Consider the following 24369-nt stretch of genomic DNA (forward strand, 5'->3'; position numbering starts at 1 on the left):
ATCAGCTACCACCGCCGATTAGAGCGTCCTCTATCCTCACCTCTATCTCCCTCTCCGAAACACCGCCGGGTCCTTCGACGGTGACTATGAACGATACCTCCTTAGCCTGCGCCGTCGCGTACGTGCCGTTGTCTGTATCCTCAACCCCACATGTGACCATAGTGCCGTCGTCATCCTCTCCGCATACTCCGCCTGCGGCGTCGCCGACCAGCGAGAAGTTGCCACCCACCGGCTTGAAGTCAAACGAGAAAGTTCCGTTTGCTTCCGCCTCCGGTGTATTACCCGTTCCCATCTTGACAGCCACACCGCTGTTAATCTGAGGCTGTATGACGTCGTCGATCACCCTCGTTATATCATAGTCGTCGTTGGACGAGAACTTGACACCCGAACCGTTCGCCATCTTAAACCGAGGGTTCGGAGCGAGTTCAACGGACGCGTATACAGAGCTTTCCGAGAAGTCGGCGGAGACGTTGAACGTGCTCTCAAGGAACTCATCATCGTCGTCGTAGTCTTCCACGATGTCGTCGTCAGCCCGGAACCTGACCTGAGTTTTCGTACCGGTAAAGTTGTTGTCCACCGTCATACCCCATATCACGGTCTCGCCTACGCCGTCTTCCGCGTCGGTGAGGTTGAGGCTGTATGTGCCGGTGCCGCTGAAGTTGGTGATGTTCATGCCGAGGTCGTAGATCTTCTGGATAACGCCCGCGTCCGCTTCCAGGGTAACGTTTTCGAACTCACCGTCGTCGCCGCCCGCGGTGACGTTGTTACTCACACCGGTAACGTTGCCGGTATCATTGATCGCGTCGATCCCCTGAGTGGTATTCCCACGGTCTTTGTTTATCGAACCGATTACGTCTTCGAAGATTCCCTTAGCTTCCTCCGGGTCGTTCGAAGACTCAAAGACACCTTCAGGACGCACGGAGTCTCCACCGTCGGGGTTGGCTATCTCTTCCATCATGTCATCGTCCGCGCCTTCACCGAGTGCTATCGCGTGCACGGTGACGTTCTCGTAGTCATCGTTGTTTTCGAGGTAGTCGTCCGGGTAGGGGTCTTCACCGTCCGTCTGCTCGCCATCGGACATCACGACTATGTGACAGGTTGCATCACGGTCGGCGGTACCTTTACAGACGGATGTCTCAAGCGCGTTCCTTGCTTCCTCTATCCCTTCAGTTATGTCAGTACCTGATCCCGGTCTCAGCCCGTCTATATCTTCCTTGAGGTCGGTTTTGTAACCGGAGGTGAGGTTAGCCATATCCTCTACCGTGTCCGCGTCACCGTAGATGGAGGTGCTGTACTGAACCAGTCCAACCCTGTCCTCACCGACAACCAGATCCTCCATAGCGGCACGCGCACCAAGCTGTGTCAGATACAGCCTATCAGGAGGCCACCAGCGGTACTCGATGTAGTCGAGGTTGCTCACCGGTTCCATCCTAGTCGAACCGGACTCATCCTCAACTTCTACCTGTGGGCTCGGCTGATCCCACTTGTACTCGAAAAACTCAAGCTGACTTTCATCAGCGTAACCCGCTGTTCCACTTCCGTCGCCGACCTTGTAGTCTATATCCGTGTCAACTCTGTACTCGAATTCACCCAATGCATCCTCACGTGCCTCGTACGTACCGGAGCCGGTGTCGATATTGTAGACATCATCCTCGGGACCAAGGCAACCGAAGATTGTATCAAATCCAAAGCACCTATTTGACTCTTCTAGACCGGTCACTTCAGCTATCACAGGCTCCTCTGAGTCAGGAGGTGATGCCGGTTCTGAGAGCCCACTATGGTCAACTTCCAATATGTCGCCTGAACTCGGATTGACTGAGCCGTCGGTGTTAGTATCACACGGGAACCGGTCTCCATCACCGTCCACACAGATGTCATCTTTCTCCGTAGAGGTTCCGACGTCTCCCGGATCATTCAACGTCTCGTAACTCGTCGGAACACCGCTCACACCCCCGACATCGTCAAGAACCTCGACAGTTTCGTCACTGTCCGGATAGTTGCCCGCGCCACTTCCTGCGCCTATCACTACATCGCCCACAGAGACGGTTCCGCCTGTAGTTCTCGTGTCACAGGGTTCACTTGCACAGTCGTTCGGCGCTCCGACGGGATACTCTGACGGATCGCTGGTATCCACACCGGGCGTCGTCACCGGAGTCCAGCTGGTCGGTATTCCCGCCGGAGGACCTGCCGGGGGAATGTTTGTTACTTTCACCAACTCGCTCTCGGGGTCGTCGTAGACGAAGTCTCCAACTTGTCCGACCGAGGTGTTGAACGTATTCCCGAGGTATTCTCCAGCACACCAGCCTTGGTTAGCGGCATCCTGATCCCCGTATGGACCGGCACTTGTCGGGAAAGGTACCCCTGTCTTGTTATACTCCTTGTAACACCCAATGTTGTACGGATCCGTCGAGGGATATTCGTTTACCCTTTCGTTGTGACCCTGTACTATCGGGGTTCCAGCCTCCGAAGGTGAGTAATCGTCATCGTAGTCGGAGTTATAATCGCTGTCTACCTCCGTTCCAGGATCAAGCCCCATCGAACCCGTCGTGTCGATAGAGAACACGACATCGACGGGCGCACGCCCTTCCTCGGCTTCAAGTATGATACAGTCGCCCGCGAATCCCCTCTTTGTGACGCCATCGGGGAGCTTGGTAAGGTCTATATCGACCTCATCCGACGAGTTCAGCTCTTCCAGAATATCGAGCGTGTGGTTAGTATAGCTGTAGTTGCTGTTCTTTGTCTCGTTGTAGTCGGCGGGGATCCCATCTCCGCCAACGTTGTCACGGAGGTACTCTTCGAACTCTTCGTTGAACAGCTCAAACGTGCTATCGTTGAACCCCACCTCTCCACGCAGGTCTGCGCACGCGTAGTCCGTCTTCGGCTCCTTCAGCTGTGAGTCCGAGAGACAGTCTTCCGCGAAGTCGTTGAGTGTTATGTCATCTGTGTCCGGTAGGTCATCCCCGGTAATTCCGATATCCCGCAGAGCTTCTTTCTTGTGCTGAGTGTAGGAGTACTCCGTGCTACCATCTTTCTTATCCGCTGTCTCGTTGTAGTCGTCGGGTATCTCGTCACCCGAGGTTTCGTTTCTTACAACGTCCATGAGCGCCGCGTTGAAATCATCCTGCTTGTTGTCGAAGTTCGTCCAGTCTTCGCTACGTAGGTTGGTGCAGGTGACGTTCTTCGTGACATCTTCCGTCTTGTTGAGATTGACACCGGGAAGCGGGGCAGCCTTCTGTTGACCGAATCTGTAACTGCTCGTGTCGTTGAGTTCGTCGCAGTCGTTCTTGAGCTTAATATCAAGAAGAACCTCTTCCTCAGAAAGCTGTTCAGCCACCTGTTGCTGAACCTCGGTGTTGTCGATGATATCCTCACAGACCTCCGTTACGTTCGCGCCCTCTTCTCTCGTCTTGTTCTCGTTAACGAAGTCCACCGTCTCTAACCCGACCTCCCTCGCCGTATCCACCTGATCCGTCACCTGCGAGGTTAGCGACGACAGCCCTCCGTCGTCGGGGGAAGCCTGAGAGAAGAAGCCGCTCCCGACGACCACGGCGAGGCTCACCAGCGTGACGGCTATCACGAACCCCGCTAACAGTATCATCTGTCCGCTGTCGTTCCCCTGTTCCGTGTCTGAGTTTCTGTCTATCTTTTTCATTTTTACCACACCGTTATCCTAACTTCCACCCTGTTGTAGATAGCTACGCCGTCCTTGGGTATCGGGTACGTCGTCGAGTTTTCGAGCGTAACCTTACCCGATGCGTTCGTCACGTTGTCCCTGTCGTCAAGCGTCACCGTCCGGCTCGCTGTGACCGCCGAGGCTCCGGGTTCGCCGTGTTCCACCATCGTCAGCGTACCCGTCTCGGTTCCGTTGTCCTTGCTGAACGCAAGCTCGATGTTGTACGCCACCCCCTGTTCGGTGAAGGCGTCGTGGCTATAGTTGCCGAAGTCGAGATATCCGTCGTCGGGATCCTCGCTGTTGTAGTAGTAGGTTCCGTCGCTACTGTTTACGAAACGAGCGCCCTCGTTCGTGTCGTTCGTGTCGTTCCAGTAGAGCATCGCCTCCTTCAGATCCCCGTTCGACGCCGTCGCCGTCAGGAGATCGTCGGCTATCTGCTGGTTGCTGTCCGCACCCGGATTGATGCCGCCCGTCGGGGTTACGACGAACGCGTTGAACGCGTACGTAACCGCGAGTACGAGTATGACCGAGGCGGCGACACCTTCAAGCGTGTGTAACTGCGCACCGTCGTCGTGACCTTTCGTCACCATACTTTCACCCTTACGCCTACCATATCTCCACCGCCCGTGGTGTTCATGTACGCCACCCTGTTCCTGCCCGCGACGGTACCCGTCGCGTCCGTGGTCGAGTTACCCGCGGTTAGCTCCACCGAACCCGGTTCAACCGGCTCCGGCGGCTCCTCGGATAGCTCTTCGAGTTCCACCACGGTTACGTTGTACCGGTACAGGTAGTTACCGCCCTCCTTCGGTATGTTGAGGTCGTCAGCCACATCCGTGTAGCTTCTGTCTAGATAGTCCTCGGCTGTCGTGTTCCCAAACACGCCGGGTTCGGCGTCCGACCAGTCCGAAAGAAGAACGTCCCCGGTTCGATCCGCCAGAGCGCCCTCCGTCTGAGTATCGGGCGACAGGTTGACAGCCGAACCCGTGGCTAACTGTAGGACGAACAGAAGCGTGACTGCGAATATAGATACGCCTACGAGGAAGTCCACGCTCGTCTGCCCACTACGTCCCCCGTTAGATCGCATATGCCTGAGTTACAAAGGTTTAGTACTTAATCCTTGGTTCCCACGGTCTGGGATAGCTCACGGCGTGGGACAGAGGCACGCGCCCGGTTCCGCCGTTCGGCGGTGGCTTTCAGAAAACGTTTTGCCCAAGCGCCGGAAACGACGTGTATGGACGAGGACGAGTACCGTCTCGACTACTTCGAGGACAACGGATTCGTCCGGAAGACCTGCCCCGGATGCGGGCGCGGGTTCTGGACACGCGACGCCTCGAAGGAGTCGTGCGGTGAACCCCCCTGCGACGAGTATTCGTTCATCGGAAACCCGCCTTTCGAAGACGAGTTCACTCTCGAAGGGATGCGTGAGGAGTTTCTCTCCTTCTTCGAGGACAGCGATCACGAACGCGTAGAGCCTTACCCCGTCGACGCCTCGCGGTGGCGTGACGACGTTCTTCTGACTCAGGCTTCCATCTACGACTTCCAGCCTCTGGTCACGTCGGGTGAGACGCCACCGCCCGCGAACCCTCTCTGTATCTCCCAGCCGTGTATACGTATGCAGGATATCGACAACGTGGGTAAGACGGGGAGGCACACGCTCGCGTTCGAGATGATGGCGCACCATGCGTTCAACTCACGGACGGACGACGGTGCGTACGAGGGTGAGGTATACTGGAAGGAGGAGACGGTGGCGTACTGCGACGGCTTTCTCGAACATCTCGGCGCGCCCCTCGACGAGGTTACGTATGTGGAGTCACCGTGGGTCGGCGGCGGTAACGCGGGTCCCGCATTCGAGGTCATCCTACGCGGCGCGGAGGTAGCGACGCTCGTCTTCATGGATCTCGAACTCGACGAAGACGGCGAGTACGAGATGAAGGACGGCAAGACGTACTCCAAGATGGACAACTACATCGTCGATACGGGGTACGGTCTGGAGCGTTTCGCGTGGCTGAGTCAGGGAACGCCGACGGTCTACGAGGCTATCTACCCCGACATGGTCGACGAGATACTCGACGCCGCGTGTATCGAACGCGCCGACGAAGAGATACTCGCAGACGTCGCGCGTCTCGCGGGGAAGATGGACGCCGACGAGGTTGACGACCTCCGCGCCGTACGCCAGCAGGTCGCAGAGGACGTCGGTCTATCACTCGACGAACTCGACGAGATACTTACGCCCGTCGAGAACGCCTTCGGTGTCGCCGACCATACGCGTGTCCTCGCATACATGCTCGGCGACGGTATCGTTCCGTCGAACGTCGGAACCGGATACCTCGCGCGTCTCGTTCTACGGCGCACCGTACGTCTCGCCGATGAGATAGGTCTCGACGTACCTCTCGAAGACCTCGTTGACGAACAGGCGAAACGTCTCGGCTACAGAAACCGCGACGTGATCGAGGACGTCGTACGTGAGGAGGTCGAGAAGTACGAGGAGACGCTTGAACGCGGCGGGCGTCTCGTACGCAGGAAGGCGGAGGAGTACGCGGGTGAAGGCTCCATACCCAACGACGAACTCGTGGAGATGTACGACTCACACGGTATACAGCCGGATACCGTCGCCGAGATCGCCGATCAAGAGGGCGTCGATGTCGACGTACCCGATGACTTCTACGCGCAGGTCGCCGACCGTCACGAGGAGCGCGAGAGCGCCGAGAAGGACGACGCGTCGACGGGTGTCGACGACGATCTACCCGAAACCGACCTCCTGTTCTACGACGACGTCGAGCGCACCGAGTTCGAGGCTGTCGTCCTCAACACCTACTACGACGAGGACGACGAGTCGTACGAGATCGTCCTCGACCAGACGCGTTTCTACCCCGAAGGCGGAGGACAGCCTCCCGACACGGGGGTTCTCGAAAACGGTGAGGTCGCACACGTTGAGGACGTACAGAAACGCGACGGCGTCGTCTTCCACCGCACAGACAAGCCGTTGAGCAAGGGCGACGTCGTGCGCGGACAGGTCGATCCGGATCGCCGACGCGCACTCATGCGTAACCATACGGCGACCCATACCGTTATCGATGCGGCGCGGCGCGTCCTTGGCGATCACGTACGTCAGGCGGGCGCTCAGAAAGGAGTCGAATCCTCGCGTATAGATATCACGCACCACAAACGTCTCACCGACGACGACGTGCGCGAGATAGAGCGCGTCGCCAACGAAACCGTACGTGACAACGTGCAGGTCGACGACGAATGGCTCGACAGACACGAGGCGGAGGAGGAGCACGGATTCGGTCTGTATCAGGGCGGTATACCCGCGGGCGAGGAGATACGTGTCGTGCATGTCGACGACGACGTGCAGGCTTGCGGAGGTACGCACGTCCGGCGTACGGGTGACATCGGCTACATAAAGGTACGTAACACGGAACGTATACAGGACGGTGTCGAACGTATCGTCTTCTCGGCGGGCGACGCCGCTGTCGAGGCTTCGCAGGAGGTCGAACGCGTAGCCGACGAAGCATCCGACGTGTTCGGCGTGCCACGCGACGACCTCCCCGCGACCGCCGAACGTTTCTTCGACGAATGGAAGGAGCGCGGAAAACGCGTCGATGAGCTACGGTCGGAGCTTGCGGAGATACGCGCCGAAGCCTCCGACGACGACACGGTCGAGATAGAGGGCGTGCCCGTCGTTACACGCCGTATGGACGCGGGTATGGACGAGCTACGTACAGCGGCGAACACCGTCGTCGACGAAGGAAAGGTCGCCGTCTTCGCGGGCGGCGACGGTAGCGCAACCGTCGTCGTCGGGGTTCCTGAGAACACGGACGTGGACGCCGGGGATGTCGCGGGGGAACTCTCGTCGTTCCTTGGCGGCGACGGCGGCGGTTCGCCCGCGTTCGGTCAGGGCGGCGGTCCAGATACGGAGAAGGTCAACGAGGCTCTTGAGGAGTCGAAACGTATAATCGAGGAACAGATATGACATGGCTACAGTGCATCGAGTGCGATGAGAGGTACAGCGGCGGTGAACCGCGTTACACCTGCGACTGCGGAGGTCTGCTGGAGGTACGTTACGAGGAGATACCTTCGCGTTCGGACTTCACGGGACCGCTTGGTGTCTGGCGTTACTCGTCGATACTCCCGCTTGAAACAGCCGACAGCGTTACACTCCACGAGGGCGGTACGCCGCTGTACGACGCAGGAAAGCTGTCCGACGAACTCGGCGTCGATATACACGTCAAGCACGAGGGGATGAACCCGACGTGCTCGTTCAAGGACCGCGGTATGACGGTCGGCGTCTCAAAGGCTATCGAACTCGGTATCGAACGCGTCGCGTGCGCCTCGACGGGCAACACGAGCGCCGCCCTCTCAGCGTACGGTGCCGCCGCCGACATACCCGCCGTCGTCCTTCTCCCTCAGGACAAGGTCGCTATGGGCAAGGTGGCTCAGGCTCTGATGCACGGCGCGGAACTCGTCGAGTTAGACGGAAACTTCGATGAATGCCTCCGTATCGTACGTGATCTCGCCGACGAGGGCTTCTTCTACGTCCTAAACTCGATAAACCCGTACAGGCTCGAAGGACAGAAGACGATCGCGTTCGAGCTACTCGAACAGCTAAACTGGGAGCTACCCGACCGTGTCGTCCTGCCAATCGGGAACGCGGGCAACATCAGCGCAATCTACAAGGGTTTCCGTGAGTTCTACCACGCCGGTATCATAGAAGAGATACCGATGATGACGGGGGTGCAGGCGGAAGGAGCCTCACCTCTCGTCGGCGCGTTACAGAAAAGCGGACCTCTCGAACCGTTCGAGTCGCCCGAGACGAAGGCGACTGCGATACGTATAGGCGACCCGGTCAACGCTCCGAAGGCGCGCGAGGCGATAGGGGAGACGGGCGGAACGGCGACGAGCGTAACCGACGAGGAACTCATGGACGCTCAGGTCAAGCTTGCACAGTACGAGGGTATCGGTGTCGAACCCGCGAGCGCGACGAGCGTCGCAGGCGTCCGTAAGCTACTCGACGAGGGTGTGATAGACAGTACCGAAACGATCGCATGTGTCACGACCGGACACGTCCTCAAGGATCCCGACGCCGCACTTGAGGCATCGGGCGATACGGTAAAGACGGACGCGACACGCGAAGCGGTGCGGAACGCGCTTAACTAACCGCTCGTCCTTCCTTTCTCTGCGACAGCCTTGAAGACGCGCCCGACGACGACGAGGACAAGAGAGACGACGACAGCCAGAACCACCCATGTTGCGAGCGATATTACCGAGTCGATGGTACCCGACGTTATACTCCCCGCATCGATCGAACCTGCGCTGAACCACGAACCGCCGCCTACCGAGACGTTCGAGCCTTCCACGTCCTGCGCTTGCGCGCCTATGACGCTGACCTCCATACCCTGAAAGACGATGCTGGATATATACAAGGCAAAGGGCGTAAAAACTGTAAGAACCGCCGAGATGTACGAGGTCGAACCAGCAACCTCGGCAGGGAGGTCTTTGTTGGACAGATGGTAGCCAGTAGCGACGCCAAATACGACGAAAGCACCCGCCGACGCGTAGATGTTTATGTTCCTCGTCGCGTACGCGGCTATACCGCCGAGTATGACCGCCCCCGCCACGGCGGTCACGAGAACCTTCGGTGGCGTACCTCCGTCCTCGCCGTCTTCTCCGTCGTTACCTCCCTCGCCTTCTGTGTCAACCTGTACCGAGATACATCTCACCCTTTGGGAAGTTCCCGACCGCCGGTATATTACTCTTTTGGCTGGCTTTCCGGTATCGGTACGGTTAAATCCTGCCCGGTGTAACGTCCTCAGGGTGTAAGTATCTCGGTAGAAAGAGACCGGCAGATATACATAGATGTTATCTACGGTATAGTATTCTTCATCGGTTTCGTCGTTCTCGTATTCCGTCCCGACACACGTGTCGCCGCCTTCCTCGGCGGTCTCGTCTTCGGGTACGGACTCAACGTCTGGGGTAAGATGGAGTTCCGTGACAAGATCCTGCGCGAGTACGTCTCAGAGGAGACCGAAAAGAAGGTCGATGAGAAGGTCGGTGAGGTCGAAAAGAAGGCTGAGGAGCGCGCAAAGGAGACCGTCGAGGAGGTAAGCAAGGGCGTCGGCGAGGTCGAGAAACGCGTCGAACAGAAGGTTGAACAGGTTGAGGAGAAGGTCGGCGAGGTCGAAAAGAAGGCGGAGGAGACGGCGAAAGAGAAGGTGGAGGAGAAGGTCGAGGAGACGGTAGGCGAAGAGGTTGAGGAGAAGGTCGGCGAGGTCGAAAAGAAGGCGGAGGAGACGGCGGAAGAGAAGGCGGAGGAGAAGGTTGAGGAGACGATAGGCGAAGAGGTCGAAAGACGTGTCGAGGAGGAGGTCGAAAGGAAGGCTGAGGAGAAGATAGAGGAGAAGGCGGAGAAGAAGGCGGAGGAGAAGCTCGAAGAAACCATAGAGGACGACGTTGTCGATGAGAAGGTCGAGGAGAAGGTTGAACAGAAGGCGGAGAAGAAGGTTGAGGAGACTGTTGAAAAGAAGGCTGAGGAGAAGATAGAACAGAAAGCCGAGGAGAAGATAGAACAGAAAGCCGAGGAGAAAGCGGAGGAGAAGGTCGAGGAGATAGTCGAGGAGAAGGTTGAAGAGGAAGACGACGGATGACCGAGCTGGCGCTTCTGAGCCTCGGTCTCCTAACAGCCGTCTTCGTCGCTATCAACGTCGGCGGTTCGTCGACGGGCGTCTGTTTCGGTCCCGCCGTCGGTAGCGGTGTCGTGTCGATGCGGGCGGCGTCGGCGCTCATGGCGTTCTTCGCTCTCATAGGTGGCGTGGTCGTAGGACCTAACGTCGTCGAGACTATGGGACGTGACCTCGTGCCTCCGAGTGAGTTCACTCTCGCCGCCGCGACGGCGGTTCTTCTGTTTACGGGTATCGGACTCGCTCTCAGCAACTACCTACGTATCTCCGCGAGCACGAGCCAGATCGCCGTCGTTGCTATCGCAGGTATGGGTGTCGCGCTCAACGTTCTCGACTGGGGGATCTTCGGCTTCATACTCACGTGGTGGATACTCTCGGCGATTATCGCCTTCTGGATATCCGTCGTCGTCGGCAGGTACTTCTACGACCGTCTCGTCTCCGTCCTCGACTTCGGCGACGACGGCGACAAGAGCGCGTTCGGCGAGTACCTCGTTATCGGCGTCGGCTGTTACATGGCGTTTAGCGCGGGGGCGTCGAACGTCGCAAACGCAGTCGCGCCCCTCGTGGGAGGCGGCGAGAGCATAGCGATGGTTCCCGCCGTCGTCATGGGAGGCGTCGCGATCGGCGTCGGTGCGTTCGTCATAGGTCCACGGACGATGGACACCGTGGGTAACAAGATAACCGATCTGTCGCTCGAAGCCGCGCTCGTGGTCGAACTCGTCGCAGGAACCATTATCACGCTCCTGAGCCTCGCAGGTATACCCGCGAGCCTTGCGATAGTCGCCACGCTCTCGGTCATAGGACTCGGCTGGGGACGTGCGACGAGACGCGTACCCGTGCGTTCGGACGTAGCCGTCGGCGAACTCCCGCAGGAGGAACGCGCCAAGATACGTGAGGATCGCCTCAACATGTACGACCTCGGCACGTCACGGCGTATCGTGGCGACGTGGATAATAGCGCCCGTACTCGCCGGGAGTCTCGCGTTCGCCGCCTTCGGCGCGGCGGTCTACGTCGGACTGATATAGAGTTATCCGTTAGGCGCGTCATCGTTCCGTATGGACGAAGAACCGCTTGGGTTCCTACGCACATTGGTAGAGACAGCTTCGCCGTCGGGTTTTGAGGACGAGAACCTCGCCAACTGGCGCGAACGCGTCGAGGAAGTCGCCGACGAGGTAGAGACGGACGCCTACGGAAACACGACGGCGACGGTCAACCCCGGATCCGAAACGTCGGTCGTCGTCACGGGACACGTCGACGAGATCGCGCTCATGGTTAACCATATCACCGACGACGGCTACGTCTACCTCAAGAAGGTGGGCGGTATCGACACGGGCGTGGCTCAGGGACAGCGCCTCCGTATACACGGCGGCGACAGCGACGTACCCGGAGTCGTCGCACGGAAGCCCGTACATCTACAGGAGGACGAGGAGCGCGAAAAGATACCCGACATGGGCGAAATCTACGTCGATATAGGCGCGGAGGACGCCGAGGAAGCGCGCGACGCGGGCGTACACGTCGGCGCGACGGCGACGTACGAAGCCGGCTTCGAACACCTACTCGGCGACACCGTCGCGGGACGTGGACTCGACAACCGTATAGGAGCGTGGATAGCCGCCGAAACGCTGCGCTCCGTCGACGCAGATGAACTCGACGTGACCCTGCACGCGACCGCGACGGTACAGGAGGAACTCGGTCTACGCGGCGCACGTATGGCGGGCTACTCGCTCGATCCTGACGTCGCACTCGTCGTCGACGTGACCTTCGCAACCGACGTACCCGACGTCGCGGAGACCGAGCACGGCGACGTCTCGCTCGGTGAGGGTCCGACGCTGAAACACGGAAAGGAGAACCATCCCGTCGTCCTCGACCGTCTGCGCGAGGTCGCCGACACGAACGGTATCGAGACACAGGACGAGGCGATAATGACACGCGGCGCGACCGACGGTGACGCCTTCTACGTCGCACGCGGCGCGACACCCACAGTCTCCGTCGGCGTACCCAACCGCAACATGCATACAACCTCCGAACTCGTCGACCTCAACGATCTTGAGAACGCGCGCGACCTCTTTACAGGATTCGTCGAGTCGCTCGAAGACGGCGCGGGTTTCGGACGCCCGGACAGCCGTTCGGTGTAGATGAGACGGCGCGTTTAAGTCGGTGGCTTTCCGACGTTCCCGTATGAAGCTCACCTTTCTCGGGACAGGGAGCGCCATACCTTCCGAACGCGTACACAGCGGTCTTATCGTCGAGGACGAGGGCTTCCTGTTCGACTGCGGTAGCGGTGTTCTGCACAACCTCAACAGGTCACGGGTTCCCGTCGACGGAGTTACGAACATCTTTCTGACGCATACGCATCTCGACCACGTCAACGACCTGATGGCGCTCGTCAAGGCGGACTGGTTGCTCGGACGCGAGGCTATACACGTATACGGACCCCCCGGAACCACGGAGACGTTGAACCATCTCGTCGACGCGTACGACTACCTCCGCGACAAGATGACTATCGGTATCACCGAGTTCGAACCCGGTGACTCGTTCGAGGTTGGCGGGCATAGCTTCGAGACGTTCCCGACGGAGCACAGCGTGCCGTCGACGGCGTACCGTATGGACGACTCTTTCGTCTACACGGGTGACACCGAGGCGGTCGAGGGTATCGCGGAGTTCGCGAGCGGCTGTGACGTTCTTATACACGAATGCTCGTTCCCCGACGAGATCGAGGTCAGCAACCATACGCGCCCTTCGACTCTCGCGCCCGTTCTCGAAGACTGCTTCGTGAACCGTGTCTACCTGACACATCTCTATCCGCATACGCGCGGCGAGGAGGAGGCGATGGTTGAGACGGTTGGTGAGCATTACGGAGGCGAGGTTCATATCGCCGAGGACATGCAGACCGTGGAGGTCAAGGACTGACGGTGTCTGTCGTCGGTTCGAGTAGTGCGACGTAGAATCCGCCCGTGTCGTTCTGGTGCGGGTAGAAACGGCGTGTGTCGCGCACCGGGTCGGCGTACGTCTCTCCTTGCCATTCCGTAACACCCGGCGACGAACCGAGACCGACGTCGAACGGTACGACGCGCGCATCGTCGTTACGTACGGCGTGATCGACGACCGCCTCGTTCTCCTCCGGCGCGAACGTACACGTCGAGTAGACGACGCGTCCGCCGTCGCGTACGAGCTTGAGCGCCCGCGTCAGTATCCCTTTCTGGACACCTGAGACCGACGCGCGTTCGTCGTCGGAGACCGCGCCGGCTTCGCTGTACTCGGGGTTCTTACGTACAGTGCCCTCTGACGTACACGGAACGTCGACAAGGGCGGCGTCGAAGTCGACACCGCCGGGGAACCTGCGTCCGTCATAGCTCGTAACCGCGACGTTGGTGAGACCGAGACGGTCGGTGTTGTTACGCAGGGCGGCTATACGTCCCACGTTGTCGTCGTTTGCTACGACGCCCGCTGAGTGGGCGGCGACCTGCGTCGTCTTGCTACCCGGTGCGGCGCAGATATCGAGAACGAGACCGTCTCCGAGCGACACCTCCGACCGGCGGAGGACGACGGGCGGTAGCATGCTGACCTCTTCCTGTACCGCGATCCAGCCGAGGTAGTGCGCCACCGTGTTACCGACCTTTGCGTCGTCGGGTTCGTCGATACGGAAGCCGTCCGCGAACCAGTCGAAACGGTCGACGCCGAAGCCTGCGGCGGTAAGAGAGTCGCGCACCTCTCCGAACGACGACTTGGCGGGGTTGACACGTCCCGTACGCGGAACGGGCTTTTCGCAAGCCTCGACGAACGCCTCGTAGCCGTCTACGATTGAGCGGTAACGTTCGAGCGTCATAGAACCCTTTCGAGCGGGTTCTCGTCGGCGTCGTGTTCACGTAGACGGTCGGCTGTATCAGCGAGCGTTTCGTCACGCAGGAGGTCGTTCAGGGCTTCGAGACGTTCCGCCGCGCCGTCGACGTAGACGATATCCTGTAACGTCAGCACGGCGTTGCCGTCAAGGTTCTCCGAAACAGTTCCCTGAACCTCGTTTCCCTCGTACGTTCCCTCGAACTCGGCGTGCGAGGCACCCGGCGCGAACTCGGCTACGTCGATGTCCTCGAAATCGGCGTCGAAGACCTCGGTGACCGCGTTCTCGACGGCGTCGACACCGACCGAGTCCAAACGGACGATGAGACGGTAGGTACGTTCGGCGAAGAGTTCGAGGGTTTCGTCCGTCATATCTCCTCCCTAAGCGCGTCGTTCATATCTTCGACGGGCGCGTCCCGTCCCGTCCATATCTCGAAAGCCTCAGCACCCTGATAGACGAGCATCCACGCGCCGTCTACGGTGGTCGCTCCGGCGTCGTCGGCGTCGTGGAGGAGACGCGTCTCCAACGGCGTGTAGACAACGTCGAAGACGACGTGGTGCGACCGCAGTGCGTCCGCCGGAACCGGCGAAACGTCCTCCTCCATGCCCACCGTCGTCGCGTTGACGACTATATCCGCGTCGGGTACCACGTCACCGAGTTCGTCGAGCGAATGCGGTGTCGCCTCACCGAAGCCGCACAGCTCGTCGGCGACCGTTTCGGCGCGTCCGAACGTCCGGTTGGCTATACGGACGGCCGCCCCTTCCTCGGCGAGAGCGAAGGAGACGGCACGTCCGGCACCGCCCGCTCCGACGACGACAACATCCTTTCCTGCAACATCCGTCTCACGTTCGATGGCGCGTAAAGCGCCCGATGCGTCGGTGTTGTATCCGCGTACCTCGTCGCCGAAGTCGACCGTGTTGACCGCGCCTATACGTTCCGCCGTCTCGTCGAGCGCCACGCCGTCGAGCGCCGAGACCGTCTCCTTATGCGGCACGGTGACGTTGAGACCGTCGATGTTCAGGGCGTCGGCACCGCGTACAGCGGCGCGCACGTCGTCCTCGCCGACACGGTAACGCGAGTACGTCGCGTCGATCCCCGTCGCCTCGTACGCTGTTGCGTGCATCGGCGGCGACACCGAATGCTCGACGGGATCACCGATTATACCGTACAGTTTCATCGGTTCGTCTTCTCCGCGCGGTACAAAAACACCGTCGAAAAAGATTATACGGGGCGGTACGTACACCGAACGTGTACAAGGTCGTCGGATGCTCGAACTGCGAGAGCGTCAAGATAGCCGTCGAGGACGACGAAAAGACTGTCTGCAACCGGTGCCAGAACCAGATAGACGTTGCCGACGCGCGCGCCATCTTCCGATCCGAGAACCTCGAAGAGGCGAAGGAAGCAAGATCGATGGCGCTCGCCCGACAGCAGGGATTCGACGGTATCGCCGACGAGATAGTCGAGGGCGGGATCGTCTCGGAGAACGTCGGCGACCGTTTCGGCGAGGACGAACTCATGGAAGACCGGGGTATCGACACCGACGCGGTCGAAGAGGCGGGCGAAGTCAACCGCGAGACGACCGACGGCGACTCTAAGCCCCAGACACGTATTGTAAAGGACGCCGTCGAGTTCCTCGACGAACCGACGGACGAGGACGTCGCGGAGTTCGCAGAGGAGCGCGGCGTCGACCGCGACAAAGCGTTCGAACTCGTGGACAAGCTATGCATGGAGGGGGAGGCGATGAGGACACGCGAGGGCGTCGTTCAGCTTCTGTAGGTTTGACCGCTGTCTCTTTTCACCACAGGGCTTATTGTATACCCAAACCCCGTAATAATAATGCCGTTCACTAAGCCGGTCGTAGCCGTCTGCGAGCGGTACGGTCCGGGCAGACTCCCGTACGCCAACCGTCGGGATGTTGGTGCGGGTTATGTGATGGCAACCGTCGCAGGGATTACGACGACTGTGTTCATTCTGGTTACGCAACTCGTCGGTATCTCAACGGTCATGTCCTCGTGGTACGAGCCGTACGATGGACCGCTACTTGAGCAGGTCATCGGAATGGTCGCGACGGTTCCAGGCGGATTCATCGCTGGTTTCGTCGTCTGGCGGGTACCGAGACTTCGCGTGTGGCGTGGCGTTCCAGCCGGGGTCGCGGCGATGGTTTTGATGTACCCCGCGAGCGCGCTGCTTGATATAGCGGTCATATTACCGCTTCAGCAGTTGGTTGCCGGACCCTCCGCGCCGCTGTCGGAGTATTTCCTGTTTCTCATGTGGGCACCATTCTGGGCAGTATCCCTCGGATACGGCGCGTTCACGACGACTTTCTGGCTCACGCTACCGCTCGGTGCGCTCGGTGGCTATATCCACGAAACCGCACGGAAGAGGGCTACCTAATCCCTGACTGGTACATAAGAAAACTCTTTAATACGCAAACAGGCAATCCGTCCCTACGAGCGCACACGGTAGCGCGTGTCTCGACACGCCGGTATGTGGTCGCGAGACTGAACCGCCGAAGCGCCGTGGTGATAACATGGCAAAGTCGTTCTACACACATATACGCGACGAATGGAAGAACCTCGACGAGGGCGAAATCGAGGAGGTACAGTGGCGACGGTTACAGGACTGGCGCGAACAGGGCGCTGTCGAACGTATCGAGCGCCCGACGCGTCTCGACAGGGCGCGGTCTCTTGGCTACAAGGCGAAGCAGGGCGTTATTGTCGTCCGTGCGCGTGTCCGTAAGGGTAGTGCGCGTAAGCCGCGTCCCAACAAGGGACGGCGGTCGAAACGCCTCGGCACGACGCGTATCACGCGCGACAAGAGCCTCCAGCGTATCGCCGAGGAGCGCGCGTCGGAGAAGCACCCCAACCTCGAAAGCCTGAACTCGTACTGGGTCGGTGCCGACGGTAGCCACAAGTGGTTCGAGATTATCCTTCTCGACCCCGACCATCCCGCGATACAGAACGACGACGACCTTGGCTGGATAGCCGACACCGGAAGCGGACGCGCCGAACGCGGAAAGACATCGGCGGGCAAGCGCGGACGCGGTCAGCGCGAGAAGGGTAAGGGAACCGAGAGAACCCGTCCGAGCAAGCAGTAGGTCGCCGTTCCGACTCTCCGTCTACTCCAGATTCTCCAGCGCCTCGGTAACCACCCGTCTGTAGTCACGTTCCCCGTACACCTCGCCCGCTCTACCGCTCAGTTCGCCGTCCTTGATACGTTCGAGCGTCCGTTCCGCCGTCTCGGCTATCCATCTGTCGCGCGTGTCTGCGTCGACGACGGTCATCGACTCGGGACGTACCGACGTAATCACGTCGTCGGAGTCGTCGGGTTCGTACGTGTCGGGCTTTCCGACCACGGCGACGTACTCAGGCGGCTGTACGTCACGTATCACGTCGACCGCCTCAGGCTGGTACTGTCCCGCGTAGACGAGGAACGTCCCCGTCGGGTCGACGACGCGTGCGCGCCAGTACTCGGAGTCGCTACCTATGTCGTCCTTCTCCGTGAGCGTACCGACGGCGAAGACACGGTTCGCCTTCTCGCCCGTCGGTAGGAGGAGGTAGGTCGGCGCGCGCTCCTCTTCGCTCTCCTTGAACGTATGTCCCGCGTCACGGAACTCGCCCGCGAAGACGCGTTTAGCGACCTCGCGGCGCATCTCGGTGCTCATGCCGACCGCGCCTCCATCAGAAGCGCATCGGCGTCGGGTGTCTCGTCGACCTCTTCTACATCGTCACCGAGTACGTACCTGCCGACGCGAGGACCTTCGACCCTGAAGTACCTTCCGACGAGCAACGACTTGATGCGATCGGTGACAACGCTCGTGTCGAGCGCGTCCATCGCCTCCTGCTTCGCCTCCTCCATCTCTATGCCTGTCACGCGTTCGGTCGCCTCGCGGTCGAGTAGTACATCGTACGTCTCGTTACCGTCGTCGAGAACGCCCTTTACGCGCATGTCGAACTCGCCCTCGACCTCGCCGTGTTCGGAGCAACGTCCGTTCTGTAGGACGCGCGTGCAGTCGTCCTCAGGGCACCGTTTTATGAGACCGCTACCCGACTGCACGGCGACGAGGGCACCCTCGACCTCTATCTCCTGCTCACCCACCTCGATCTCGGCGTCTATCTCCTCAACCTCCGTCGACGAGTTGAGCTTTACGCTCATACGTCCCTGAAACTCGTCGGTAACGACGTTTTGGAGTCTGTACGTCGCGCCTTCTTCGAGAGTCGGTACGTCGCTCTTAGCCCACGACGTGAACTTGATCGTCCCCGTTTCGTCGCCGACGAGACCCGTCTGTGCGATCGAGTCGCTCGACGGCTCCCAGAGTTCGGCGACCTTTACGTCGACCGTGAGCCACTCCTCCGGCGTGTCGATTTGGGCGACGGTCGCGTTCTCGGAGCCTTCGCTCCCGAGTTCGTCACGCGAGACGCCCGTCTCCTTTGCGAAATGGCTCGTGACGCTCCGGCGCGCCTCGTCCATCGGTACCTTGTACTCCTCCACAAGGTTTTGGAGCCTCTCCTCCACGTCGTCGACCGACACGTCCGCCTGTTCTGAGAAACGTTCGGCTATCTGCTCGGCTGTCTGTCGTATCTCTGTTTCTGTCATCTTTTTCTCCAGCCTCCTACTCCTTTTAGTCGGGAGGCAGGAAGGTTACGCACCCCCGGCACTTAACTCCCGTGGTCAGACCGACTCGGCGGGCTGGCGCGACATACCGCCGCCTTCGAGCACGTCGAGCGCCGTCATGATGTCGGTACGTGAGACGATACCGACGAGGTCGCCGTCCTCGACGACGACGAGCCTACCGAACGACTCACGGCTGATCGTCTGTAAGACCTCGAAGGCGTCCTCGCCGGGTTCGACGGTGACTATATCCTCGGTCATTATTTCCTCGACGACGAACGCCTCGCGCTCCTCAGGGCGCACCTCCTTTGCGTCCGACAGCGTAACGATACCTACGACGTTTCCGTTACGGACGACAGGGTAGCCCGTATGGCGCTCGACGAGCATACGGTCGAAAAGCTCCTGTACGGTGTCTTCGGGTGAGACGGTGCTGACCTCGCGCGTCATGAGATCCGCGACGGTTACGTCGGTCAACGACTCGCTTATGGCTGTCATCCTAGACTCGCTCGAAGCCGCGACGTATACGAAGAGGGCTATGAGTATGAGAACCGGGTTTCCGAGGAGACCGAGTATACCCATGGCGACGGCGAGGAACTTGGCGACGGTCGCGGCGCTCTGTGTCGCCTTCGCGTAAGGACGGTTACGTGCGAGAAGTGCACGGAGGACGCGTCCGCCGTCCATCGGGAACGCCGGAACCATGTTGAAGACGGCGAGTACGACGTTCATGATCGTGAGCCACCCGAAGACGAAGACGAGAGCGGGTACCGACGGGACAGCCTGTAACGCCACGTAGAAAGCGCCCGCGACGACGACGCTTGTTATAGGTCCCGCGACAGCTATCCAGAACTCAGTACGCCAGTCCGTCGGGTTCTCCTCCATATGCGCCATACCCCCGAATATCCAGAGCGTTATGGAAGAGATTTCGAGGTCGTACCTCCGCGCCGTCCATGCGTGTCCGAGTTCGTGGACGGTGACGCCGAAGAACAGCCCCACCGCCGCGAGAGCACCGAGTAGCCACGGCGTGTTTCCTCCGCGCAGTTGCTCCGCCGAGAGTTCGGCGTCCGAGAGACCGGAGAGTATATCAACCCATATCTCCGCGCCCTGAGGGGTTCCTATGTTGCTACCTATCAGCCAGACTATCACGGGTATGAACAGCAGGAGCGTTATGTTGACCCGTATAGGGATCCCCGTGACCGTGACCACCCTGTAGTTCCACATTACTTCTACTCTTCCTTGAGCGGTGCCTGCGCTATCTTGGTGTACAGTGCTTCGAGCACCTCCTCACGCTTCCCCTGCACGAAGTTTATAGAACCGACGACGAGATGACCGCCGCCGTCGACGCCCGCGCCGTCCACCTCGTCCTGTAGCTCGTCAACTATCTCGGGTATGTTGATACCGACGCCTTCGGCGCGTATGACACAGAAGTCGGGTCCGTGCCCGACGGTGACGACGTTGCCGTCGTGTTCGTCAACCTTCTCGTCGTGTATACGTCCCGTCGTCTTTCCGGGACCCGGGAAGGTGAACTTATGTGTGTACTTCTCGACGTCGAGCGTACAGAGCGTCGCACCGTTCGGCGTCGATACGTCGTCGACGTGCCTCCTCGCCGAGTCCATCTGTTTCTCGAACGCCTCCTCGGCGAGCGTCTTGAGATGGGGCACGAGTTCGTCGTGCGCCTCGTTCTCCTCCACGTCGAGTATATGGTTTATGAGATGACGACCGTCGTCGTACTTTAGCTGGTACGACTCGTAGTCGAGTGCGTCGGCTATATCCTCGACGTGTTCCTCGCCGTACCCGTGTTCGCGCGCGAGTTCAACGTACTTGTCCATCTCGGATGCTTCGGAGTAGTCGCCCTTTCCTGCGACGGCGGGGACGTGTAGAAGCTCGTCCTCGACGGAGGGTTCGATAAGGCGCGCGAGTTCGACACAGAGCATGCCCGACGTTATCGAGTAGTCGCCGTCTTCGAGGTACGGGTTGACGTGTTCCTCGACGAGCGGCTCTATCTCGTCGTCGGGCGAGTGGTGATCGACGACGTAGACGGGTATGTCGTAGGCGTCGAGCGTCCTGTACGCGTCGCCGTCCTCGCCCGTCGAACCGTTGTCGAGCATAAGGACGATAGGCTTGGGATGTCCGTGGCGCTCGACATCCTTCAGTGCGTAGTTCAGGTCGCGCGTCACGTCCTCCATCTCGTAGAAGGGGGCGCGCGACGGCATCCTGTTGAAACGGTGGTACTGCGCCTCAGGGTCGTCGGCGACCTCGTCGAGCAACGAGAAGACGGCGCGTTCGACGGCGACGCCGCTCGCCATTCCGTCGGCATCGGCGTGGTGACGGACGACGACCGGACGATCCTTGAGGACGGCGCGGCGTACGCCGAATGCGAGACGCCGGAGACGCGGATAGAGGTCGTGGAGTATCTCGGAGTCTACGAGAGGTTCGAGTTCGGGAGGTTCGGCGCGGTCGTCGAGAGCCTCCGAAAGACGGTCACGTACCTCCCCTTCGTCTTCGCCTTCCAGAACTTCGAGTTCGTCTGTCTCGACCTGTAGCTCGCCGTTACGCGTTTCGACCTCTCCGGTGACACGGACGGCGTCGCCGTCCTCGGCTTCCGGGTACGCGCGTTCGCCTGCACCTACGAAGGCGGCGCAGTCGACCGTACCCGTGCCGTCGGCGACGGTGAAGACGGTCGGTCCGCTCGTCTGGCGCACGGAGAGAGCCTCACCTTCGAGTACGACATCGTCGCCTTCGACGACCTCGCCTATCGGCGTACGTCTTTCCTCTCCGCCGTCCTCGCCCCCGTCTTCGCCTATGTAGACCTCCTCGTAGTCGTGCATATGGACGGGCGTGAGCGACAGGTTGCCGTCGTCACGTATCTCCTCCACGCGCACCTTCGTGTCCTCGCCGACCTCAAGCGACGAAGCGAGGTTCGACTCGTGTATCAGACCGCTTACGGAGTCGTTTAGGCTTACGAAGACGCCGTAGTCGGCTGTTCCGTTCACGTATCCCGAGTAGGCGTGTCCTTCTTCGACATCTTCGAGTCCACACGAGTCGTCGAGGTGGTAGAGAACCGGACCGTCGAGTTCGTCTCTTTTTTCCATCATCGGCGTACCCTATGGACGCGCCTCTAATCCGTGTTTGGGTTCGATGACAAGAGTAATTAACGCGACGCACCCATCTCCGTCGAATGGGTCTGTTCAGGTCGAGTTCGGTTGTCGGAATCGCCGACGAGACGTTGGAGTTCGTCCTCGAAACGTGCGCCGACAGCCATCCCAACGAGTTCATGGGTCTTCTGCGCGCCGAGGAGGTGTCGAGCCCCCGTCTCCGTTTCGACGGAGAGGAACCCGGTTCGGGACGCGTCATAACCGACGTTCTTGTTATACCCGGCACGACTTCGGGCGAGGCGATGGCGTCGGTCAGGGAGGAGATGGTACCCGCGAACGTCGGCGGCGTCGGCACCGTACATTCGCACCCGTCGGGGAGTATACGTCCGAGCGAGGAGGATCTGCGGACGTTCGGCAGTAAGGGCGCGCGGCATATAATCGTAGGAAGGCCGTACGACCGCGACACGTGGCGTTGCTACAGCTCCGAGGGCGAAGGCGTCCATCTCGATGTTCTCGACGTCGATTTTGAGGAGGAGCCTTTTGAGACAGACGGCGACGGCTTCTTCGGGAGGCGTTAGTGTGACGAAGGTACTCGCAACCGGAACCTTCGATCTCCTCCATCCGGGTCACGTACATTACCTCCGCGAGTCGGCGGCGGAAGGCGACGAACTCGTCGTCATCGTCGCGCGCGAGTCGATGGTAGACCACAAGAACCCGCCCGTCGTCCCCGAGGAACAGAGACGTGAGATGGTAGGCGCGCTCGGCGTCGTTGACAAAGCCGTTCTCGGTAGCGAGGACTCCATATTCGAACCTCTACGCCGTATACGTCCCGACATCATAACCCTCGGTCACGACCAGCACTACGACGAGGACGATCTACGTGACGAACTGCGCGACCGTGGCTTCGAAGCCGACGTCGTCCGTGTATCGGGGCGCGACGAGACCGACGAAGAGATACTTTCTACGAGCCGTATAGTCGAGAGGGTTGTCGAAAGACGGTCTTAGAGGTACGGCGCGAAACGTTCGACGCCTTCCTTGATACGTTCCTCGCTCGTCGCGTACGATACGCGCATGTAACCCGGCACGCCGAATGCGCTACCCGGCGTCGTGGCGACGTACTCCTCCTGTAGCACCTCCTCACAGAGCGCGGCGTCGTCTTCGGCGTCGACGGGTACGAAGGCGTAGAACGCCCCCTCCGGCTTGGGTATCTCAACACCCGCGTCGGCGAGCGCATCGACGAGCGTGTCGCGGCGCGACTCGAAGGCGTCGACCATCTTTTCGACAGGCTCCTGAGGACCGTCTATGGCGGCGACGGCACCGCGCTGTGCGAACGACGTGGCGCAAGAAACCGAGTGTGAATGTACCTTCGACGCCTGTTCGCGTACGTCTTGGGAACCGACGAAGTAGCCGAGACGCCATCCCGTCATGGCGTACGACTTCGAGAAGCCGTTGACCGTCACCGTACGTTCGCTCATACCGTCCATCGCCGCGAGGGAGAGGTGTTCCGCCCCGTACGTGATCTTCTCGTAGATTTCGTCGCTTATCACCCGGAAGTCGTGGTCGACGGCGAGGTCACGTATCTCTTCGAGTTCGTCCTCCGAGAAGACGCCGCCCGTCGGGTTCGACGGCGTGTTGACCACCATGAGACGCGTGTCGTCGCTCACATGCTCGGCGAGGTCGACCTCTCCGGGCGTGAAACCCGTCTGAGGGTCGAGCGTAACGCGGTTTAGCTCGCCGCCCGCCATCTTCACCATAGCCTCGTACGAGACCCACGCAGGATCGAGGAGTACGACCTCGTCACCATCACGTACGAGCGAGAATATAACCTCGAAAAGCGCCTGCTTCCCGCCCGGCGTCACGACAACCTCGTCACGCTCGACACGCAGGTCGTTCTCCTCCCTAAGCTTGTGGGCTATCGCCTCGCGCAGATCCGGTATACCCGCGCTCGGCGTGTACCCCGTCTCGCCACGGTCGAGCGACGCCTTAGCCTCCTCACGTATATGCTCCGGTGTCGTGAAGTCGGGTTCGCCGACGCTAAGGTCGACGACGTCCGCCCCCTTTCCTTCGAGTTCACCCGCGAGATCGCTTATACGTAACGTGGCGCTCGGCTCCACGCGCTCAACGGCTTCTGAGAACTTGCCCATGGGATAAAGTACCACGCCCGTATAATAAGAGTCCCGCTTGTCGCCGCCTCAGTCGTCGGCGTTCTTGTCGGCGAGTTCACGCATACGTTCGCTGATACGTCCGCGATCCGAAAACTCGTCGTCAGCCATGCTTTCAGCCATCTCCTGTCCCAGAACGAAGATAGCGTGTTTGTGCTCGCTCTTGCTCTGGTGTATGTCCGACGGTCCTACGTCGAGATCCCCGTACTCCTCGAAGACCTCTTCGCCCTCGGCGTCCTCGAAGTAGCCCTGAACCTCCGACATCAGCTCGTGTAGCTGTATGAGCTCTTCCTTATGCATCGTGCTTTCGTCTACG

The 24369-nt window shown here is 60.0% G+C and carries 24 protein-coding genes; 11 read left to right on the forward strand and 13 right to left on the reverse strand.

Going from position 1 to position 24369, the window contains the following annotated elements; genetic code table 11:
* Position 1: 1 nt before the first annotated feature.
* Genes EGH25_RS09185 through EGH25_RS09195 form a run of 3 tightly spaced genes read right to left on the reverse strand, consistent with a single transcriptional unit; the run spans position 2 to position 4757 of the window.
* A complete protein-coding gene (locus EGH25_RS09185; protein WP_266087842.1) occupies positions 2-3652 on the reverse strand; it encodes a vWA domain-containing protein in 3651 nt (1216 codons plus the stop codon).
* 2 nt (positions 3653-3654) lie between these two features.
* Positions 3655-4260 (reverse strand): DUF7288 family protein, encoded by a 606-nt coding sequence (locus EGH25_RS09190; protein WP_266087844.1) that lies wholly within the window; start codon positions 4258-4260, stop codon positions 3655-3657.
* Positions 4257-4757 carry a DUF7287 family protein gene (locus EGH25_RS09195; protein WP_266087846.1) on the reverse strand — a complete coding sequence of 167 codons (501 nt, stop codon included), beginning with the start codon at positions 4755-4757 and terminating at the stop codon, positions 4257-4259. Before EGH25_RS09195 ends, EGH25_RS09190 begins: the two co-directional genes overlap by 4 nt.
* A gap of 147 nt (positions 4758-4904) precedes the next feature.
* Here EGH25_RS09195 and alaS point away from each other — a divergent pair, with 147 nt between their 5' ends.
* On the forward strand, positions 4905-7646 hold the full coding sequence (alaS, locus tag EGH25_RS09200) for an alanine--tRNA ligase (RefSeq protein ID WP_266087848.1): 2742 nt from the start codon (positions 4905-4907) through the stop codon (positions 7644-7646).
* The gene (gene thrC / locus EGH25_RS09205) at positions 7643-8830 is read left to right on the forward strand and encodes a threonine synthase (protein WP_266087850.1); all 1188 of its coding nucleotides are present in this window, start codon (positions 7643-7645) and stop codon (positions 8828-8830) included. Before alaS ends, thrC begins: the two co-directional genes overlap by 4 nt.
* Here the strand turns inward: thrC and EGH25_RS09210 are convergent.
* A complete protein-coding gene (locus EGH25_RS09210; protein WP_266087852.1) occupies positions 8827-9393 on the reverse strand; it encodes a hypothetical protein in 567 nt (188 codons plus the stop codon). The two genes, thrC and EGH25_RS09210, sit on opposite strands and share 4 nt — an antisense overlap.
* Positions 9394-9651: 258 nt before the next feature.
* Between EGH25_RS09210 and EGH25_RS09215 the strand changes: the two genes are divergently transcribed.
* Genes EGH25_RS09215 through EGH25_RS09230 form a run of 4 tightly spaced genes read left to right on the forward strand, consistent with a single transcriptional unit; the run spans position 9652 to position 13260 of the window.
* Positions 9652-10317: a hypothetical protein gene (locus tag EGH25_RS09215; RefSeq protein ID WP_266087854.1), complete on the forward strand. Its 666-nt coding sequence runs from the start codon at positions 9652-9654 to the stop codon at positions 10315-10317.
* Entirely contained in the window at positions 10314-11375 is a 1062-nt protein-coding gene (locus tag EGH25_RS09220) for an inorganic phosphate transporter (RefSeq protein ID WP_266087856.1), read from the forward strand. Before EGH25_RS09215 ends, EGH25_RS09220 begins: the two co-directional genes overlap by 4 nt.
* A gap of 30 nt (positions 11376-11405) precedes the next feature.
* Positions 11406-12485 (forward strand): M20/M25/M40 family metallo-hydrolase, encoded by a 1080-nt coding sequence (locus tag EGH25_RS09225; RefSeq protein WP_266087859.1) that lies wholly within the window; start codon positions 11406-11408, stop codon positions 12483-12485.
* A 43-nt stretch (positions 12486-12528) separates the two neighbouring features.
* The gene (locus EGH25_RS09230) at positions 12529-13260 is read left to right on the forward strand and encodes an MBL fold metallo-hydrolase (protein ID WP_266087860.1); all 732 of its coding nucleotides are present in this window, start codon (positions 12529-12531) and stop codon (positions 13258-13260) included.
* Here the strand turns inward: EGH25_RS09230 and EGH25_RS09235 are convergent.
* The 3 genes from EGH25_RS09235 to EGH25_RS09245 are packed head-to-tail and all read right to left on the reverse strand — an operon-like array spanning position 13250 to position 15365.
* Complete coding sequence (locus EGH25_RS09235; protein WP_266087862.1) at positions 13250-14176, reverse strand: RsmB/NOP family class I SAM-dependent RNA methyltransferase; 927 nt, start codon at positions 14174-14176, stop codon at positions 13250-13252. The two genes, EGH25_RS09230 and EGH25_RS09235, sit on opposite strands and share 11 nt — an antisense overlap.
* Complete coding sequence (locus tag EGH25_RS09240) at positions 14173-14559, reverse strand: hypothetical protein (RefSeq protein WP_266087864.1); 387 nt, start codon at positions 14557-14559, stop codon at positions 14173-14175. The genes EGH25_RS09235 and EGH25_RS09240 overlap by 4 nt, the downstream gene beginning before the upstream one ends.
* Entirely contained in the window at positions 14556-15365 is an 810-nt protein-coding gene (locus EGH25_RS09245; RefSeq protein WP_266087866.1) for a shikimate dehydrogenase, read from the reverse strand. The genes EGH25_RS09240 and EGH25_RS09245 overlap by 4 nt, the downstream gene beginning before the upstream one ends.
* A gap of 71 nt (positions 15366-15436) precedes the next feature.
* Here EGH25_RS09245 and EGH25_RS09250 point away from each other — a divergent pair, with 71 nt between their 5' ends.
* The 3 genes from EGH25_RS09250 to EGH25_RS09260 all read left to right on the forward strand — a co-directional run bounded on the left by EGH25_RS09250 (position 15437) and on the right by EGH25_RS09260 (position 17285).
* Entirely contained in the window at positions 15437-15964 is a 528-nt protein-coding gene (locus EGH25_RS09250; RefSeq protein WP_266087868.1) for a DUF5817 family protein, read from the forward strand.
* A gap of 60 nt (positions 15965-16024) precedes the next feature.
* On the forward strand, positions 16025-16582 hold the full coding sequence (locus tag EGH25_RS09255; RefSeq protein ID WP_266087870.1) for a hypothetical protein: 558 nt from the start codon (positions 16025-16027) through the stop codon (positions 16580-16582).
* 136 nt (positions 16583-16718) lie between these two features.
* A complete protein-coding gene (locus EGH25_RS09260) occupies positions 16719-17285 on the forward strand; it encodes a 50S ribosomal protein L15e (protein ID WP_266087872.1) in 567 nt (188 codons plus the stop codon).
* Positions 17286-17306: 21 nt separating this feature from the next.
* Here the strand turns inward: EGH25_RS09260 and EGH25_RS09265 are convergent, their stop codons facing one another.
* From EGH25_RS09265 to EGH25_RS09280, 4 genes are all read right to left on the reverse strand, one after another.
* A complete protein-coding gene (locus EGH25_RS09265; RefSeq protein ID WP_266087874.1) occupies positions 17307-17852 on the reverse strand; it encodes an RPA family protein in 546 nt (181 codons plus the stop codon).
* The gene (locus EGH25_RS09270; RefSeq protein ID WP_266087876.1) at positions 17849-18784 is read right to left on the reverse strand and encodes a replication factor A; all 936 of its coding nucleotides are present in this window, start codon (positions 18782-18784) and stop codon (positions 17849-17851) included. Before EGH25_RS09270 ends, EGH25_RS09265 begins: the two co-directional genes overlap by 4 nt.
* Before the next feature lie 75 nt (positions 18785-18859).
* Positions 18860-20017, reverse strand: coding sequence for a CBS domain-containing protein (locus tag EGH25_RS09275; RefSeq protein ID WP_266087878.1), 1158 nt, complete (start codon positions 20015-20017; stop codon positions 18860-18862).
* Positions 20018-20022: 5 nt separating this feature from the next.
* Positions 20023-21891: a DHH family phosphoesterase gene (locus EGH25_RS09280; protein ID WP_266087880.1), complete on the reverse strand. Its 1869-nt coding sequence runs from the start codon at positions 21889-21891 to the stop codon at positions 20023-20025.
* A gap of 83 nt (positions 21892-21974) precedes the next feature.
* Between EGH25_RS09280 and EGH25_RS09285 the strand changes: the two genes are divergently transcribed.
* Complete coding sequence (locus EGH25_RS09285; RefSeq protein WP_266087882.1) at positions 21975-22469, forward strand: Mov34/MPN/PAD-1 family protein; 495 nt, start codon at positions 21975-21977, stop codon at positions 22467-22469.
* 1 nt (position 22470) lies between these two features.
* Entirely contained in the window at positions 22471-22896 is a 426-nt protein-coding gene (locus tag EGH25_RS09290) for an FAD synthase family protein (protein ID WP_266087884.1), read from the forward strand.
* Here the strand turns inward: EGH25_RS09290 and EGH25_RS09295 are convergent.
* On the reverse strand, positions 22893-24035 hold the full coding sequence (locus tag EGH25_RS09295; protein WP_266087886.1) for a pyridoxal phosphate-dependent aminotransferase: 1143 nt from the start codon (positions 24033-24035) through the stop codon (positions 22893-22895). The two genes, EGH25_RS09290 and EGH25_RS09295, sit on opposite strands and share 4 nt — an antisense overlap.
* A gap of 48 nt (positions 24036-24083) precedes the next feature.
* A complete protein-coding gene (locus EGH25_RS09300; protein ID WP_266087888.1) occupies positions 24084-24353 on the reverse strand; it encodes a UPF0058 family protein in 270 nt (89 codons plus the stop codon).
* Positions 24354-24369 lie beyond the last annotated feature (16 nt).

The sequence above is a fragment of the Halorutilus salinus genome (genome assembly GCF_026242195.1).
Lineage (GTDB): Archaea > Halobacteriota > Halobacteria > Halobacteriales > Halorutilaceae > Halorutilus > Halorutilus salinus.

Coding starts and splice junctions, on each gene's coding strand:
- EGH25_RS09185 (WP_266087842.1), bottom strand. CDS start 3,652: ATGAAAAAGATAGACAGAAACTCAGACACGGAACAGGGGAACGACAGC.
- EGH25_RS09195 (WP_266087846.1), bottom strand. CDS start 4,757: ATGCGATCTAACGGGGGACGTAGTGGGCAGACGAGCGTGGACTTCCTC.
- alaS (WP_266087848.1), top strand. CDS start 4,905: ATGGACGAGGACGAGTACCGTCTCGACTACTTCGAGGACAACGGATTC.
- thrC (WP_266087850.1), top strand. CDS start 7,643: ATGACATGGCTACAGTGCATCGAGTGCGATGAGAGGTACAGCGGCGGT.
- EGH25_RS09215 (WP_266087854.1), top strand. CDS start 9,652: ATGGAGTTCCGTGACAAGATCCTGCGCGAGTACGTCTCAGAGGAGACC.
- EGH25_RS09220 (WP_266087856.1), top strand. CDS start 10,314: ATGACCGAGCTGGCGCTTCTGAGCCTCGGTCTCCTAACAGCCGTCTTC.
- EGH25_RS09225 (WP_266087859.1), top strand. CDS start 11,406: ATGGACGAAGAACCGCTTGGGTTCCTACGCACATTGGTAGAGACAGCT.
- EGH25_RS09230 (WP_266087860.1), top strand. CDS start 12,529: ATGAAGCTCACCTTTCTCGGGACAGGGAGCGCCATACCTTCCGAACGC.
- EGH25_RS09235 (WP_266087862.1), bottom strand. CDS start 14,176: ATGACGCTCGAACGTTACCGCTCAATCGTAGACGGCTACGAGGCGTTC.
- EGH25_RS09240 (WP_266087864.1), bottom strand. CDS start 14,559: ATGACGGACGAAACCCTCGAACTCTTCGCCGAACGTACCTACCGTCTC.
- EGH25_RS09245 (WP_266087866.1), bottom strand. CDS start 15,365: ATGAAACTGTACGGTATAATCGGTGATCCCGTCGAGCATTCGGTGTCG.
- EGH25_RS09255 (WP_266087870.1), top strand. CDS start 16,025: ATGCCGTTCACTAAGCCGGTCGTAGCCGTCTGCGAGCGGTACGGTCCG.
- EGH25_RS09260 (WP_266087872.1), top strand. CDS start 16,719: ATGGCAAAGTCGTTCTACACACATATACGCGACGAATGGAAGAACCTC.
- EGH25_RS09265 (WP_266087874.1), bottom strand. CDS start 17,852: ATGAGCACCGAGATGCGCCGCGAGGTCGCTAAACGCGTCTTCGCGGGC.
- EGH25_RS09270 (WP_266087876.1), bottom strand. CDS start 18,784: ATGACAGAAACAGAGATACGACAGACAGCCGAGCAGATAGCCGAACGT.
- EGH25_RS09275 (WP_266087878.1), bottom strand. CDS start 20,017: ATGTGGAACTACAGGGTGGTCACGGTCACGGGGATCCCTATACGGGTC.
- EGH25_RS09280 (WP_266087880.1), bottom strand. CDS start 21,891: ATGATGGAAAAAAGAGACGAACTCGACGGTCCGGTTCTCTACCACCTC.
- EGH25_RS09285 (WP_266087882.1), top strand. CDS start 21,975: ATGGGTCTGTTCAGGTCGAGTTCGGTTGTCGGAATCGCCGACGAGACG.
- EGH25_RS09295 (WP_266087886.1), bottom strand. CDS start 24,035: ATGGGCAAGTTCTCAGAAGCCGTTGAGCGCGTGGAGCCGAGCGCCACG.
- EGH25_RS09300 (WP_266087888.1), bottom strand. CDS start 24,353: ATGCATAAGGAAGAGCTCATACAGCTACACGAGCTGATGTCGGAGGTT.